13 protein-coding genes are annotated in these 15677 nt (G+C 71.6%); 5 read left to right on the forward strand and 8 right to left on the reverse strand.

Going from position 1 to position 15677, the window contains the following annotated elements; translation table 11 throughout:
* The first annotated feature begins 1 nt into the window (after nucleotide 1).
* Nucleotides 2-1261, forward strand: a complete 1260-nt coding sequence (locus IE311_RS17725) for an acyltransferase family protein (RefSeq protein ID WP_189832668.1) — start codon at nucleotides 2-4, stop codon at nucleotides 1259-1261.
* A 292-nt stretch (nucleotides 1262-1553) separates the two neighbouring features.
* Entirely contained in the window at nucleotides 1554-1769 is a 216-nt protein-coding gene (locus tag IE311_RS17730; RefSeq protein ID WP_189832669.1) for a DUF6243 family protein, read from the forward strand.
* 132 nt (nucleotides 1770-1901) lie between these two features.
* Here IE311_RS17730 and IE311_RS17735 read toward each other — a convergent pair whose 3' ends face one another.
* Both IE311_RS17735 and IE311_RS17740 read right to left on the reverse strand, forming a co-directional pair.
* On the reverse strand, nucleotides 1902-2288 hold the full coding sequence (locus IE311_RS17735; protein ID WP_189832670.1) for a DoxX family protein: 387 nt from the start codon (nucleotides 2286-2288) through the stop codon (nucleotides 1902-1904).
* Nucleotides 2289-2352: 64 nt separating this feature from the next.
* Nucleotides 2353-2595, reverse strand: a complete 243-nt coding sequence (locus tag IE311_RS17740) for a hypothetical protein (protein ID WP_189832671.1) — start codon at nucleotides 2593-2595, stop codon at nucleotides 2353-2355.
* 229 nt (nucleotides 2596-2824) lie between these two features.
* Between IE311_RS17740 and sigJ the strand changes: the two genes are divergently transcribed.
* On the forward strand, nucleotides 2825-3748 hold the full coding sequence (gene sigJ / locus IE311_RS17745) for an RNA polymerase sigma factor SigJ (RefSeq protein ID WP_189832672.1): 924 nt from the start codon (nucleotides 2825-2827) through the stop codon (nucleotides 3746-3748).
* Nucleotides 3749-4003: 255 nt separating this feature from the next.
* Here sigJ and IE311_RS17750 read toward each other — a convergent pair whose 3' ends face one another.
* From IE311_RS17750 to IE311_RS17770, 5 genes are all read right to left on the reverse strand, one after another.
* Nucleotides 4004-4840, reverse strand: a complete 837-nt coding sequence (locus tag IE311_RS17750; RefSeq protein WP_189832673.1) for a hypothetical protein — start codon at nucleotides 4838-4840, stop codon at nucleotides 4004-4006.
* Nucleotides 4841-5103: 263 nt separating this feature from the next.
* Nucleotides 5104-5604, reverse strand: coding sequence for a hypothetical protein (locus tag IE311_RS17755; protein WP_229901984.1), 501 nt, complete (start codon nucleotides 5602-5604; stop codon nucleotides 5104-5106).
* Nucleotides 5605-5659: 55 nt separating this feature from the next.
* The gene (locus IE311_RS17760; RefSeq protein ID WP_229901985.1) at nucleotides 5660-6565 is read right to left on the reverse strand and encodes an NAD-dependent epimerase/dehydratase family protein; all 906 of its coding nucleotides are present in this window, start codon (nucleotides 6563-6565) and stop codon (nucleotides 5660-5662) included.
* A gap of 116 nt (nucleotides 6566-6681) precedes the next feature.
* Nucleotides 6682-6876, reverse strand: coding sequence for a ferredoxin (locus IE311_RS17765; protein ID WP_189832675.1), 195 nt, complete (start codon nucleotides 6874-6876; stop codon nucleotides 6682-6684).
* A gap of 57 nt (nucleotides 6877-6933) precedes the next feature.
* Complete coding sequence (locus IE311_RS17770) at nucleotides 6934-8127, reverse strand: cytochrome P450 (protein ID WP_189832676.1); 1194 nt, start codon at nucleotides 8125-8127, stop codon at nucleotides 6934-6936.
* A gap of 217 nt (nucleotides 8128-8344) precedes the next feature.
* Here IE311_RS17770 and IE311_RS17780 point away from each other — a divergent pair, with 217 nt between their 5' ends.
* Nucleotides 8345-10729, forward strand: a complete 2385-nt coding sequence (locus tag IE311_RS17780; RefSeq protein WP_229901986.1) for an ADP-ribosyltransferase domain-containing protein — start codon at nucleotides 8345-8347, stop codon at nucleotides 10727-10729.
* A 48-nt stretch (nucleotides 10730-10777) separates the two neighbouring features.
* Here the strand turns inward: IE311_RS17780 and IE311_RS17785 are convergent, their stop codons facing one another.
* Nucleotides 10778-13672, reverse strand: a complete 2895-nt coding sequence (locus IE311_RS17785; protein ID WP_189832677.1) for an ATP-binding protein — start codon at nucleotides 13670-13672, stop codon at nucleotides 10778-10780.
* 380 nt (nucleotides 13673-14052) lie between these two features.
* On the opposite strand from IE311_RS17785, the gene IE311_RS17790 reads away from it, so the two are divergent.
* On the forward strand, nucleotides 14053-15321 hold the full coding sequence (locus IE311_RS17790; protein ID WP_189832678.1) for a serine hydrolase domain-containing protein: 1269 nt from the start codon (nucleotides 14053-14055) through the stop codon (nucleotides 15319-15321).
* The last annotated feature ends 356 nt before the right edge of the window (nucleotides 15322-15677 follow it).

A 15677-nucleotide genomic window follows, 5' to 3' on the forward strand; every position in this document is an offset into this window, starting at 1 on the left:
CATGACCGCATCCTTCGAGTTCGGGGGCACCCAGGACACCGTCCGGCTGAGGATCCCCGCCGCTCTGCGACAGGAGTCCCAGCCGGAGGCGGAGCCGTCGGCACCGTCCCCGCGCAAGGGCGGCCGAGACCTCTATCTCGACCTGCTGCGCGCGCTGGCACTGGTCCGTGTGGTGATCTACCACAACTTCGGCTGGTTCTGGCTGCCCGTCGTCTTCCCGTCGATGGGCGTGATGTTCGCGCTGGCCGGGTCGCTGATGGCCCGTTCCCTCAGCCGGCCCGCCCTCGGCGTCATCCGGGGCCGTATGCGCCGACTGCTGCCGCCGATGTGGCTGTTCGGAGCGGTCATCCTCACCCTCGAGATCGTCGACGGCTGGGGGCCCGACGCCGAGGGGCATCCCGACTGGTGGTGGGGCAAGCTGCTGTTCTGGCTCGTGCCGCTGAGCACTCCGCCGTACGCCGAATCACTGAACGGCTTCGACCATCTCGTGGGGCAGGGCTGGGCGGTGCAGGTCGTCGTCCCGCTCTGGTACCTCCGCGCGTACCTCTGGTACGTCCTGCTCTCACCGCTGCTGCTGTGGGCGCTGCGGCGGATGCCGGTGGTGACGCTGTCCGCGCCGATCGCGCTGACAGTCGTGCTGAACACGTTCTTCATCGACCAGGAGTTCCTCTACGGCCGGGTCTGGGAGAACCTCAGCGACTTCGCCATGTTCGGCTCCTGCTGGATCCTCGGCATGGCCCACCAGGAGGGCCTGCTCAAGAAGATCCCGCAGTACGTCGTGCCGTCCGTCGCGCCGCTGATCATGGTGGCCGGCTGGTGGTACCTGCAGACCCGACCGGTCGATCCGACCGTGCCCACCGACATCGAGAGCTGGCCGATCGCCCAGGCCCTGTGGTCCTTCGGCTTCGTCGCCATCCTGCTCCACGTCAGTCCCTCCTGGGAACACTGGCCCCGACCGCTGGAACGCTGGAACGGTCTGATCAGCCTGCTCAACTCACGAGCGGTCAGCGTCTACCTCTGGCACCAGGTCGCGTTGGTGGCCGCCATCCCGCTGATCGACCCCCTCTGGTCCGTCGGCTTCTTCTACGAACACCTCCAGTGGCTGCTGATGAGCCAGTGGTTTCCGCTGCTCGTGGCGATTCCCCTGACCGGACTGCTGGTGCTGACCTTCGGCTGGGTCGAGGACGTGGCCGCGAAGCGCTCCCCGCGGCTCTTCCCGTACCCGCGCCGCGTACGGGGCCGGCGCCGGGCCGGCGCCTGACGCGGGCCGCCCGAACCGCGTCGGGCGCGGGGGCGGCAGTGACCCGCGCCACCGATTCCGGTGCCGGTCGGCGACGCGCCGCGCCTGCTCCGGGTCGGTCGTGACCGTCGATCCGGCGGCGGACTGCTTGGCGCGCGGGGGTGACGGAACCGGGTAACGTCTTTGTCATGTTCTTCCAGACGCCGATCCACGAGTGAGAGCGTGACGGGCCCCCGCCGGCGTCCCTCGACGTCGCTGCCCGTCCTCCACCGACGCATCCGCAGCTCACTTCACCTCACCATCGGGAGAACCCGTGACCGACAGCAAGAACATCAACAACCCCGTGGGCCAGGGTGGCGGCCAGCGCAAGAGGCAGTCCCGCGCCGAGCGGCAGAACAACGGTCCGCACCGCAACCGCGACCGCCAGAACGCGGCCGACCAGAAGGCGGAGCTGGTGCGCAAGATGCGTGAGAAGGCACGCGCTGCCGAGGAGACCACGCAGGCGGACGACACCGCCGCACAGAGCTGACGCGAGGCCGCCGCAGGGCGGCACCGCACGGCGACAGGGCCGGACCGCGACGCACGGTCCGGCCCTGTCGCCGTCGCCGTACCGGGGCTTTGCCGCCGGTCCTGCTCGGCTCTCGGCCGCCCCGCCCCGCCGTCAGCCCGTGAAGGACTCGGGGCCGAGGCGCCCCCACACCACGAAGGCGGCCAGAACGAGGTAGACCAGGTCCACCACCAGGAGTGCGGTCTCCCGACGCCGTATGCGGGTGATCGCCGCGCCGGTCATCATCAGCGCCAGGCCGAGGGCTGCCAGCGGGACCAGGACCGGTGCGGTGTCGAGTACGGCGGGCAGGACCAGGCCCACCGAGGCCAGCACCTCGAGGGCTCCGATGGTCTTGATGCTTCCGGCGCTGAAGTCCTCGGCCCAGCGGGCACTGGGGCCCGCGGCGACGATCTTCTCCTTCGGTGTGATCACTTTGAAGCCACCGCCGAGCAGATAGGCGGCGGCGAGCAGTCCGGTGATGATCCACAGGGCGAGGTTCATGGCTGTGTCCTTGTGTGGGGTCGGCTCGGGGAGTCGGGGTCGGGCGGCAGCGTGGGGCCGATGGTCAGTGGTGCCGGGCGGGCCGGTGGACGACCTGCTCGTCGTCGTACGTGGCCGCGTGCGCCCGGGCCGCGTCCGGGACCGGCCGGCCGCCTCGGCGACGCGGGTGCCCTCCTCGGCCGTCTCCGGGGCGGCGCGTCCGGCGTCGGCGCGCGGTCGACTCCGCGAGCGCGCTGCTCGCGGCGACGGTGTGCTTCATCGCCATGGCGGCGACGGGGCCGGTCGCGACGTTCGGTCGAGCGTTCATCGCGCACTCCTCGCTCCCGCTGTTCGCTGTCACCCCTTAAGACAGGGCACCCCGGCAGCCTGTGACAGGAGTCGATGTGACGTGCGTCTCCCCGGAGGGCGGTGACGGCCCGCCGACGGTCGGCCACCATCCCACCGGTAGCCTCTGGGCATCCTGTGGATTTCGGGTTGGGCAGGCGGGGCGGCGCGCTCGGACCGGGCACCCTCGTCCGCGAGTTGGGGGAGGGCCGATGCCGGGAGCAACGGATGCGACGGACGCGGCCGGCTATCGGCCGCTGATGTTCTCCATCGCCTACGGGATGACCGGGTCGGTGGGTGACGCCGAGGACCTCGTACAGGACGCGTTCCTCGGCCTGACCCGGGCGTACCTGGCGGGTACCGCGATCGCCGCACCGAAGGCGTACCTGACCACAGCCGTCACACGGCTGGGGATCAACCACCTGAACTCGGCGCGGGTGCGGCGGGAGACCTATGTGGGGAACTGGCTGCCCGAACCGGTCGTCGTGACCGATGACCGGCCGGGTCCGGTCGAGCACGCCGAGCTGGCCGACTCACTGTCCATGGCCTTCCTCGTGCTGCTGGAGGCTCTCTCCCCGACGGAGCGGGCGGTGTTCGTGCTGCGCGAGGTGTTCGGGTACGACTACCCGGAGGTGGCCAGGACCACCGGGAAGTCCGAGGCGAACTGCCGCCAGATCTTCGCCCGCGCCAGGAAGCGCATCATCGCGGCCGGGCCGGACGCGGACAGCGTGCGGACCCCCGCCGAGCGGGCCGAGGGCGAGGAGCTCGCCCGCATGTTCTTCGCGGCGGCCGAGGGCGGCGACCTGGACGCACTGCTCGGCATGCTCGCGCCCGATGTCGTGTACTACGGGGACGGCGGCGGCAAGGCACGTGCGACCAGGAATCCGGTGGCCGAGCCGCAGCGTGTGGGGCAGCTGCTCGTCGGAGGGTTCCGCCGGATCCGGAGCCTCGGCGCCGATCTCCGTCCGGCCCGGGTCAACAGCCGCCCCGGCGCCGTGACGTACGACCCCCAGGGCCGGGTGGTCAACGTCGTCGAGCTCGACATCGTCGACGGTGTGATCCGGGCGATCCGCTCCGTGTCCAACCCCGACAAGCTCGGCCACCTAGGACCGGTGTCCGACCTGGCGCGGCTGTAGGGGGAGGGAGTGGTCGAGCGGTGATCGTCGTGGCGCGGTGGCGCGGGCGGGGGACCGTGACCCGGGACGCCGGTACCCGTGGCCGGACCTCCTAGGTCGTCTCTTCTGGATCTTGCCGGTCAGGCCCGCGTCGTCCGGTGCCGTACATCGCAAGGCGGAGGGGCGCCCGTGTACTGGATGTACTCGGGTGTCCCGACAACGCGGCGAGGTGCGGTGCCGGGCGGCGCGGGCCAGGCAAGATCCGGAAGAGACGGCCTAGGCCTCCCGTCCCTCTCGGATTCGGTCCTTGGCCCACCACAGGAACGCGGCGGCGTGCTGCCGGTTGGCGAAGCCGTCGCCGGCGAGGTCGAGCAGGAGGTTGTTGCTCCACAGGATGAGCCGGCCGAGGGTCCGGTTCACCGACTCCGGAGCCGGCAGCTCCAGGCCGTAGACCATCCGCGCGATCTCACGCTTGCCGCCGGCCTCGGTCGTGTACTTCAGGATCGTCAGGAAGCGGTCGGGGTGCATCACGCACAGGACCCGCGTGAGGAGGGCCTCCTTGAAACCGGTCATGGCGAACGGCTTGGCGCCGGACAGCAGGTGCTCGAGTCGGTCTTCGAGCGGAACGTCCCCGGGCCCGCGCAGGAGGTACTCGACGGTCTCGCGCGTCGCCTTTCCGGCCGCGGCGTCGCCCATGCCGTTCCACGCGGCGTTGAAGGTGGCCTGATTGCCGGGGTGGGCTCCGACCTCGGAGTTGGCGAAGTCCTTGAGGACTCTGGGGTCGCACGTCCACAGCCCGTCCGGGGAGAAGATCTTCTGGTACTTCGCCCAGTAGGCAGCCACATCGGGGTCGAGGGCCGGTCTGACGGCGAGGTACCGCTCCTTCAGCCGGGCCACCCGTTCCAGCTGCTCGGGATCGACGTCCTCGGCTTTCGGGAAACGGGACTTGAGCTCGTCGAAGGAGCGGAGAGGGTTCCTCTCGGGGACCACGGGGTCCCTGTGCTCCCAGGCGAATCCGCACCGGTGCTTCACGAGCCGGCCTCCGCCGTCGAGGGGGCGGACCGCCTCGATGTCCTCGTCGTCGCTGCACAGTGGACACATGGCCAACGCCACGACTACCCCCGCTTCGTCGGTGCCGGACCCCGGCTCCGAGGCGTCGCACGCTTCGGCCGGGACCCGCATTCTCGCACTGGGCTGAGGCACTCGGGATGCCGTCCCGGGCGCCCCGACCGACCTCGCCTCGACCGCCCCGGAGGCCAACTCGGCTTCAGGAAAAGAAGTGTTCGGCTGCGGTGAGGAGGCGGCCACCCGCAGGAGGTGGCTTTCGGGGGATACGGGGGCGGTGGAGTCGCGACCGAGGCGGTGCCCGGTACCGATCAGTCGGCCGGCCGACAGACCGGAGGTTGTCCGGCCGGGTACGGAACGTCGTCGGTGCCCCGGTCCTCGTCGCTCTCGGGGGCCAGGATCCCCTGCAGGGCCGCGAGGTCGGCCTCTTCGTCGCGGCGCAGTCGTCCGCGACCGTCCGCATCCAGGTCGGCGGGGCGGACGACGACCAGGCGCAGCCCGTGCGCGGGGACCTGCTCGTCCCGCCGGGCGTCGTACAGGGCTCGCTGCTCGCCGCGGTGGACGCCGCTGACGGTGAGTCGATCCGGCTTGTCGAAGTGGGGCATCGGCCGGTCATGCTGCAGTTCGCGGTACTCGACCACCAGCCGATGTCCGGGCCAGTAGGCGTCGACCGGCAGCCGGACGCGTCGGCCGCCGGCTCCGGCGTCCCCCAGCAGCCAGTCGAACCTGTGCTGCGTCAGAGCGCTCTCCCCGAGAATCCGGTCGCACAGCCCCACGACGTACGCCTCGTCACTGCCCTCCCTCGCTGCCATGACGAGGCATCCTGCCACCACCCACGGCCCGGCGGCATCCGGGCGGACGAGGCCGTCAGTCGCTCATCGCGGCGAGCCCCGCGGCACAGTCCGCGTAGCGCGGAGTCCAGCCCAGCTCGGCCCGGGCCTTCGCGTTGCTCACACGCATGCTGGTCGTGAACATCTTGTACGCGTACGACATCGGCCGGGTCAGCGAGGCCGGAAGCGTCAGGGGGCGCGGGGTGTCGAAAGCCGCTGCCGTCGCCCGGACGTGGGCGCCGAAGCCCATCGGGGTGTCGTCCACGATGTTGTACGCCTCGCCGGGCCGCCCGCCCTCGACCGCCCGGGCCACCGCCCTCGCGGCGTCCCGCAGTTCGACCCAGGGCAGCACCCGGCCCCGGTCGGCCACCGCCGGCAGCTTGCGCCGCTTCAGCAGTTCCACCAGTGCCTCCGTGCCGCCGGGCCCGTAGAACAGCCCGAAGCGCAGCGCGATCCCCTCGATCCCTTCCGTACCGAGCATCAGCCGCTCCTTGGTCCGCATCGCGTCGACATGCGCCTGGGAGTGCCGGTCGAGTCCGGCCGGTCCGAAGACGTCGTCCTCCGTGAGCGGCCGGTCTCCGAAGTCCCGGTAGCCGTAGCCGAAGACCATCGACTCGGCGATCATGCGGCGGGCACCCACCGCCCGTGCCGCCTCGACCAGATGGGCGGTGCCCCCGACCCGGAGGGCGTCGGTGGCGACCATGTCCCGGTGCTTCATCGGGGCGGCCCGCAGCGCGGTCGCCGCGTGCACCACCGTGTCGATCTTCAGCCCGTCCACGGCGCGCAGCAGCGCGTCGCGGTCCATGAGGTCGGCCACGACGTCATTGCCCGGGCCTCGCCCCAGGCTCAGGACGCGGTGTCCCGCGGTCCTGAGCTCCTCGGCGACATGGCGCCCGAAGACCCCGCTCGCCCCGGCCAGCAGCACGTTCTCGGTGTTGTCCATGCCCATGGGACGGACAGGGGGCCGTGAATGTGACATCGCCGAGCGGGAGCGGGAGCGGGAGGGGGAGGGGGAAGGGGAGAGGGCCGGGGACGGGGCCGGGGGCGTGCCGGGGTCCTCTACGCTTCTGCGAGCGTGATCGCCCCTACCGGGCAGGCCCGGGCCGCCTCACGTACGAGGGGGCCCTCCGGTTCGTCCGGGTGCCCCGGGACGACCGTACCGAAGCCGTCGTCGTCCTGGGTGAAGACGTCCGGGGAGAGCAGCGCACACTGCCCGGCTCCGATACATACGTCCGTGTCGAGGGAGATGCGCACCGGCTGGGTCCTTCCTTTCGTCGGCTGGTCTCTCATCACGGTCGGACCGACCGGCCCTCACCAGGTGACGGGTAGCTCCAGCAGGCCCTGGATGGTGTCGCCAGGCTTGAAGGGGATGTCCTCCGCCGGAACCGCGAGGCGCAGGCCGGGCAGTCGGCGCAGGAGTGTTCCGAGGGCGATCTCCAGTTCCGCGCGGGCCAGGTTCTGCCCGAGGCACTGGTGGATGCCGAAGCCGAAGCCCACGTGGTGCCGGGCCGGGCGCGCCCAGTCGAGGGTGTCCGGATCCGCGTACGCGGAACCGTCGCGATTGATCAAAGACGTCGAGAACACCACTCCGTCGCCCGCCCGGATCACCTCGCCGTCGACCTCGACGTCCTCACGTGCGACCCGCAGCATTCCGTCCGCGATCGACAGGAACCGCAGCAACTCCTCCACCGCCGTGGGAAGCAGCTCCGGGGAGGCGCGGAGCTCCGCGAGCCGCTCGGGGTGGCTCAGCAGCGCGTACGTGCCCAGCGAGATCATGTTCGCCGTGGTCTCGTGCCCGGCGACGAGCAGGATGGTCGCCAGTTCCACCAGCTCGTCCCTGCCGGGCCGGCCCTCCAGCTTCTGACGGGCCACCAGGTCGTCGAGGACGCCCTCGCCCGCCTTGGCCTGTTTGCCGTCCAGGAGATCGCCGAGATATCCCTCCAGCCGGGCCAGGGCGTCCTCCGTGTCGGCGGCCGTCGGGCCGCGCAGCAGCCGGCGGGACTGTTCCTCGAAGAACTCGTGGTCCTCGTACGGCACGCCGAGGAGATCGCAGATGACGATCGACGGCACGGGCAGCGCGAAGGCGCTCACCAGCTCCGCCTGCGGTCCGGCCGCCTCCATGTCGTCGAGCAGCCGGTCCACCGTCGCCTGGATGCGTGGTCGCATGCCGTCCGTGCGCTTCAGCGAGAAGCTCGGGATCAGCATCCGGCGCTGGGTGTTGTGCTCGGGGTCGTCCCAGCCGAGCAGCGCGGCCCGTCGCCTTCTGCGCACGGACGCGGCCCGCTCGGTCGGGAGCGGAAAGTCGTCCCGGGTGGAGTCGGTGGACAGCCGCTGGTCGGCGAGCAGGGTACGGGCGGTTCGGTGGCCGGTGACGAGCCACACCTCCCGCCCGTCCCACAGGGTCACCCGTGACAACGGGCGCTCGTCGCGGAGGGAGTCGTAGGCGGCCGGCGGGTGGTAGGGGCAGGTGCGGTTCTGAGGGAAGGCCACGGCTTCGGTGGTCATGAGGACCTCTCGGGCTGCGGTTCGGCGGTTCCGGCGTCGGTTCCGGTTTGTCGGCGCCACTTCTCACTACATGCCTCAGGCATCTATTTCGTCTACACGTAGTTCGGCCAAACCGCCGGATCGAGGGACGGCTGACGGCCTTTCGGCCCGGGGGCGTTGTCAGTGGCGAGCGATAGCTTCGGGAGTGTTCGAGAGAGTGTGCGAGAGGGGTAAACGCGTGGGTGTCGAGCGTGCGTTGAGGGTCGTTCTGGTCGATGTCAACGACGAGGTGGTGAAGGCCTGGCGGTCCGCCTTCGCGGACACGCCCGAGGTCGAGATCCGGCAGGGTTCCCTTCTCGACGTGGACGTCGACGCGTGGGTCTCCCCGACCAACGCGCGGGGCCGGATGGACGGAGGGGTCGACGCCGTCGTCAAGCGGCACCTCGGTGCCGGGGTCCAGGTACGGGTGCAGCGGGAGATCCGGGCCCGGTTCGGCGGCAGTCTGCCGGTGGGCAGCGCGGTGTGCGTCCCGTCGGGGGCGGCCGTGCCGCGCTATCTGATCTCGACGCCGACGATGCGGCAGTCCTCGCAGAACGTCAGCGAGACCATGAACGTGGCGCTGGCGTGCGCCGCGGCGTTCCAGGCGGTGCATCTGCAGAACCGGGAGAAGCCCGGCAGCATCCGGTCCGTGGCGCTCGTGGGGATGGGCGCGCGGACGGGGCGGGTGCCGGCGGGGGTGTGCGCCAATCTCATGTGGACGGGCTACACCCTGTTCCACGACCACGGGTTCGCGGACTACGACCAGTTGAGGGCGGCCGTGCTGGGGCAGCTCCACGACATCGAGGGAGCCGGGACCGCCGAGCGGGTACGGATTGTCGTTCCCGGGGTGACTGGGGTGACTGGGGCTTCCGATGTTCCCGAGGTGTCCGTCGCTCCCGGGGTGTCCGAGGTGGCTTCCTCCGGCGCCCCCGCGAAGGGGGCCGAGGCGCAGGCGGGTTCCTCCTCCGGGGATCCCCTGGGACTGGCCGAGCTGTTCGGCGGGGGTGGTGAGCCGTGGCTCCCGTTGCTGGGTCCGCTGATCGAGGCACAGCCGGCCGCCGGCGACTTCATCGGACCGAAGCGCAGTCCGGAGGTCGTTCCGGTGCGCGAGCTGACGTTCCAGGCGCTGAAGCCCCACCCGCCGAAGAAGTGGAAGGTGGTGGCCTTCGGGCAGAACCCGTACCCGCGGGCGGAGAGCGCGACCGGCATCGCGATGTTCGACAACACCTTCAACGACTGGAAGGACAGCCAGTTCGGCCGGGTGGTCAGCATGCGCTGCATCATCAAGGCGGCCGCGATGTGGAAGTACGGCATCGTCAAGAAGACGCCGATCGCCGACGTCCGGGCCCTGCTGAAGAAGGAGGACACGGTTCAGCCGCCGGAGTGGTTCCAGGCGATGCTCACCCAGGGTGTCCTGCTGCTGAACGCGTCCCTCACGGCGAGCGCCGACGGAGCGCTGCCGACCGACCGGCACACCTCGTTCTGGCGGCCCGTGGTCGAGCAGATCGTCGAGGAGATCCTCCGGGCGAAGCAGGACGCCGACGAGGAGGACCGGGGTGTGGTGTTCGCCTGGTGGGGCGCGCACGCCCGCAGCCTGAAGCGGGTCGTCCAGCGGCTGGAGAAGAAGTATCCGGGGGTGGAGGTCCGGCACCTGGACCATGTGAATCCGGCGGCGCAGGGTGATGTCTTCTGCGAGGGTGACCACTTCGCCCAGGTGAACGACGCCCTGGCGGCGGTGGGGGCCGAGCCGGTCGACTGGCTGCCGCGGAAGGGCTGGGACCAGCAGGCGGGTGCCGGCGGGGCGGCGGGCGGTGGGGTCGCGGAGCGGATGGGCGCCTTCATCGCTTCGACGATGGAGCTGCACCAGCTGTATCTGGAGCGGCTCACGAGCGTCAAGGACGAGGGGCTCGTCCTTCCGCCCATCACCGGCGTGTTCGACACACCGCTGATGGGGTTCCGCAAGGCCGTCGAGCCGGTGTCCCAGGTGCTCGCCCGTCTGGACCGGCACATCGAGCGGTCCAGTCTGTTCGGTGAGTCGAGGGTCGCGGAGGCGGAGGCCGCGGGTGCGCTGTCCGGGAAGGGGCTGTGCGGGGACGGGCTGTCCGCCGACGCGATCGCGGCGCTGTACCTGTACACGTGCGAGTCGGCGTTCTACCGGGAGATCAACGCCGTGCTGCGTTCTCCGGACCGGGAGCGGCTGACGCCGTATCTGCCGTACCTGCGGTTGCTGTTCTCCGCGGTGGAGACGCTGCCCGCGCAGACGCGTCCGCTGTGGCGCGGTGTGGCCCTGGACCTGCGCTCCCAGTATCCGGTGGGGCGGACGGTGGCGTGGTGGGGTGTGTCGTCGTGCACCTCGGAGTTGAGCGTGGCCCGGGCGTTCCTCGGCAGCCGGGGCAAGCGGACGTTGTTCGAGGTGACACCGGCGCGGGCGGTGGGGATCCGGAGGTTCTCCGCGTTCACCGGTGAGGAGGAGTACATCCTCACGCCGGGCACGCAGCTGCAGGTGACGGAGGTGAAAGCCGAGCGCGGCGGGCTGTGCACCGTACGGCTGACGGAGCTGGAAGGACAGGGGCTGGTGTCCTAGGGGTCACTTCCGGATCCTGTTCGGCTCCTCCGGGGACGGGCTCGTGCGTCAGGTGGTCAGGTAGCCCACGTTCCGCAGGAACGTCTCCGTCTCCGCGGTGAGGTAGGGGTCGTCCAGGCGCTGGGCGATGAGCAGGGCGGATCTCCAGGACATGTACGACTGCTCGGCGCCGCCGGTGTCGCGCTGGACGAGACCCAGGACCAGGAGGGCCGCCGCGTGCCCCTGGTGGTCGTCCGCGGAGCGGGTGAGAGCTTCGGCCCGGCGGGCGGCGTGGAGCGCCTCGGTCAGGTCGTTCAGACGGTAGTGGGCGTTGGCCAGGGTGGTGAGGGCGCGCCCGGCGGCGGCCGGGCGGTTCGCGTCCGCGAGGAGAGGGGCGGCCCGCTCGGCGAACCGGGCGGCGTTCCCGTCGTCCTGGAGCAGAAGATACGCGTGCGCCATGGTGGAGAGGGCCTCGCCCTGACTCACCTCGTCACCGATCGTCTCGGCGATCCGGGCCGCACGGCCCTGACAGCTGACGGCCCGCGTGTAGTCCCCCGAATGGAAGCTCTCGCGCGCGAGTTCGGTGAGGAGCCGCAACTGGGCCGCGGGGTCGCCGATGCGACCGTAGGCCCGCACGGCGATGTCGTACGTGCCGGCCGCATGCGGCAGGAAACGCCCCGTCCAGTTCAGCCGGTCGAACTGACCGCTGCTGCGCGCCGTCGCGCCGTCGGCGAGCCGCTCCCCGGCGAAGCGGGCCAGCAGCTCGCACACGTCCCGCCACGCCTCGGACTCCTCAGGACCCAGGTTCTCGGGGATCAGCTCCAGCGCGCGCCGTGCCGCCTTGACGGCACCGGCGGCACAGGGATCGGATCGGCGCACGCCGACGGGCGTCGCCCGCAGTCGCTCCAGAGCCGTCCGCGCCCAGGCCTCCGCCTCCGCCCGGGGGCCCTCCGAAGGAGAGGCGGACGCCTCGGCCGTGGGATGCGGGGAGCGGTGGCCGAACCCCTCGGAGATCTCGTCCACGCCACGGGCGATCGCCGCCCGCGCGATGTCCTCGCGCCGCATCAGCACGAACCGGCGCTCGTGCTCTCCGAGCAGGCGCTCGCTCTCCGCCACCGCGGCGAGCGCGTGCTCCAGAAGCCGTCGGCTGTCGTCGACGCGCTCGGCCTCGAGCGCCGCTTCGACGATCATGTGCTGGAAGCGCAACAGCGTTTCGGCCGCTCGAAGGGCCTCCTCCTCGCGGCCCGCCGATTCCAGGGCGAGCATCACCTGGTGCAGCGCCCGTGATCTCCCGGGGTGGTCCCTCGTCTCCTTCGCGAACCGGACGGCCGACCGGGCGGCGGCTTCCCATTCGGCCGTCTGGCCGCGGTGGGCGTGCACCGCGAGCAGGCCCTCCTGGATCCGCAGGGCGCCGTCCCCGTCGTTGAAGGTCGCCGCCATCGAGATCGCGGCCTGGAGGTTGGGGTGCTCCCGGTCGAACCAGGCCAGGGCGTCCTCCGCGGTACGGAAGGCCGCCGACGGGCCGGCGGTCCCGGTGTTCAGGGTCCACAGGGCGTCGGCCGTCATGGAGATGTAGTGCTCGATGAGCCGGTTCGAGGCCCCGCCCTGGTCGTCGCCCCGCCGGCCGAGGAGCTCGATCGCGTACGCGCGCATCAGGTCGTGCTGTCGCCAGACGCCCGGTCCCGCCCGCTCGACGACATGGGCGCGGGCCAGCTCGCGGATCAGCCGCGTGGCCTTGTCGTCCGCGAGATCGACGAGCCGTGCGGCGGTGTCCGTGGCGATGTGGGGTCCCGGGTTGATCGGCAGCAGCCGGAAGAGCAGGGCCTGCTCGGGTGTCAGGCGGCGGTACGAGAGGTCGAACGCCGCCCGCACCGCCCGCTCCCCGTCGTCCAGGACGTCGAGTCTGCGGTGCGCGTGGGTGAGTTCGTCCGCGAGCGTTCCCGGGGTCTGGTCCGGATCGCGGGCGAGGAGAGCGGTGGCGATGTGCAGGGCCAGCGGCAGGTGGCCGCACAGACGGCAGAGGCGCTCCGTGCCCTCGTCGTCCTCCCGGCCGCGGGTGTCGCCGGGGGAGAGGAAGGCCAGCTGCTCCTCGACGAGGGTTCGGGCGTCGCCAGGCGCCAGCGTGCCCAGTTCGAGGGTCCGGGAGCCCGGGGTGGCCAGGGTGTGCCGCGAGGTGATGAGGGTGCGGTGCACCCTGGACCGCGGCATGAGGTCGGCGATCTGCGCGGTGCCGGAGGCGTTGTCGAGGACGAGCAGGACCGGGCGTCGCTCCGCGGCGCGCTCCGCGAGCAGTCGGTGGTACTGGGCGGCCTGGCCGGAGACCGTGGCGTCCACCGGGTCCCGCAGGCCGAGGGCGTGGAGCGCGGGGGCGAAGACGTGCTCGGGCATGACCCGATCGGCGGGGTCGGGCGCGTAGCCGTTGAGGTCGACGAACACGGCGCCGCCCTCGTACCAGCCCCGCGCCACTGCCTCGGCCGCGCAGGAGCGGGCGAGGGCGGTCTTGCCGATGCCGGCGAGCCCCGCGACGGAGGAGGCGACGACCATGCCGGTGGCGCCGTGGGCCGGGTCGAGGACGGCCAGGATGTCCCGTGTCTCGGAACCCCGGCCCACGAACACCTCCGCCGCCGCCTCGTCGGTCGGCAGCACGGGCTCGACGACGGCCAGTGGACCGGTAGGTCCGGGGTGATGGTGGTGGTGGGTCTCCGACACGTACAGGTCCCGGGCGGCCTGGTGGACGCGCCCACCGGACGCGAAGGCCTCAAGCCGGACGTGCGGCGACGGCTGCGCGGCCGGGTCCGCCTCCGGAGTCGGATCGGCACCGGGTGGCGGATCGGTGCCGCGACCCGTACCGGGGTTCGGGGACTGCCCGCTGCCGGGGTACGGACCGGAGTTCGGGGACTGTCCGGCCGTCGCGGAACGATCCGCCGTGCGGCGCGGCGCCTTCGCGGCCTTCCACACACCCATGGACCCTCGCCCGTCAGCGCTCGGCGGGGGCCGGAGCCGCCCCGGTGATCGGATCCATCGTGTGCCCCTCGCCGCCCGAACTGCCGTACCGGCGAACAGAATAGAGCGCCGCCCGGATCGGCCGAGGCCGTTTCGCCGCCCGGCGGGACGGGATCGCCCGGCGGGACGGGATCGCCCGGCGGGACGGGATCGCCCGGCAGGGGGCTCGTCCGGCCGGCCCCGTCCCGCGGCCGACCCCGTGCCGGAGCCGTGGTCGCCCCGGCGGTTCGACGCCCGGCCGCGACCCGACCGGCCGCACCGGCGGGCCTGACGGGTGACATTGGTGCGGGTCGACGGCACCCGCGCCCGCCGTCCGGGTGCTCCCGGCCAATACTCCGGCCATGAAGCCTGCTGATTCCCGGTCCCCGTCCCTGCCTCTGTGCCGGCCCCGGTCCCTGTCCCGGTCGCGCTTCGCCGCGGTCACCGTACTCACCGCGCTCCTCGCTCTCGGCACCCCGGTCACGGCCGCCGGGGGATCCACCGACGCTCCCGGTCACCGCCGGCACTGCGACAGCTCGCCGCTCCCCGATCGCGGCCCGGCACGCGACATCCTCCGGATCGCCGAGCGGGCCAAGGCGGAGATGGATCTCAAGTCCGTGATCCTGCGGGTGACCATCGACGGTCGCGAGGTCGTCACCACCGCGCTCGGCGAGTCGATGACGGGGGTACCGGCCACCCCCGCCATGCACTTCCGGAACGGCAACATCGCGATCAGCTACCTGGGCACCGCGCTCCTGCGCCTGGTCGACCAGGGAAAGGTCGATCTCGACGACCCGGTGGCGCGCTGGCTGCCGGACCTCCCGCAGGCCGAAGAGATCACCCTGCGCATGCTGGCCGCCTCCACCACGGGCCTCGTCGACTACGTCCGCACCCCCGGATTCGGCCAGGCCGTCACCGCGAACCCGTACCGGCAGTGGACGGCGCGGGAACTGGTGGCCATCTCGACCGGAGCGGAGCGCTGGTACGAGCCGGGGACCAACTGGAGCTACTCGCACGCCAACTTCGTCCTCCTCGGTGCCGCCCTGGAGAAGATCACCGGAACCCGGCTGGACGTCCTGCTCCAGCGGCTGGTCATGGGCCCGCTCGGGCTGCGCGAGACCCGCAACGGCTTCACCCCCGAGATCCCCGAGCCCGCCCTGCACGCTTTCACCGCCGACCGCGGGACCTACGAGGAGTCCACCTTCTGGAACCCCTCGTGGACCACCGCCCCCGGGGCGGTGCAGACCACCGACATCTGTGATCTGGCCAGTTCGGCGGGCGGTATCGGCTCGGGCCGGCTGCTCTCCCGGGCCTCCTACCGGGAGCTGCTGGACCCGGGCACGGTGGGGCTGGGCCACGCCACGAGCAAGTGCCCCGCGACGGTCTGCATCGCGAACACCGAGGCCACGCACTACGGAATGGGCCTGCTGGTCCTGGGCGACTGGGTCGCGCAGCACCCCTTGTTCTTCGGCTACTCCGCCTCCCAGGCGTACCTTCCGTCCGAGCGGCTGGCCATCGCGGTCTCGACGACGAACGGCCCGTCCGCCGGGGACGGTCACTACGCCCACCTGATCGCCCAGCGCATCGCCGCCTCCCTCGCCCCGAGCCACCCCATCCCCGACTTCGGCTGACCTCGCGGGCGGCCCCGGGCCCCGGCCCCGGTCGTCCTTCCTCGTGCCTGCCGGAAACCTGCACAACGTGCGTGTGTTGAGGGCCGTCCCCTTCACCGTTTCTCGACCGGCGAGGTACGGAACGCGCCCGGATCGACCCATTGCGCCCTTTAAATCCCCCGGGTGTGTCGGGGGACCGGAATCTGTTACTCGTTTCTGCGGAGAAGGTGTCGGCATTCCGTGAAATTGGAGTCACGGACGTTGCCCGAGGTCCACAACCGCCCACGTCATGGCGTCAACCGAATTGGTCCGGTAACCCGTTGGCGTGCTTTGATCGCCCCGCTGCGGCCGCAGAAACGGATTCCCCCCATTGAACG

It is taken from the genome of Streptomyces zaomyceticus, from assembly GCF_014656215.1.
GTDB lineage: Bacteria > Actinomycetota > Actinomycetes > Streptomycetales > Streptomycetaceae > Streptomyces > Streptomyces zaomyceticus.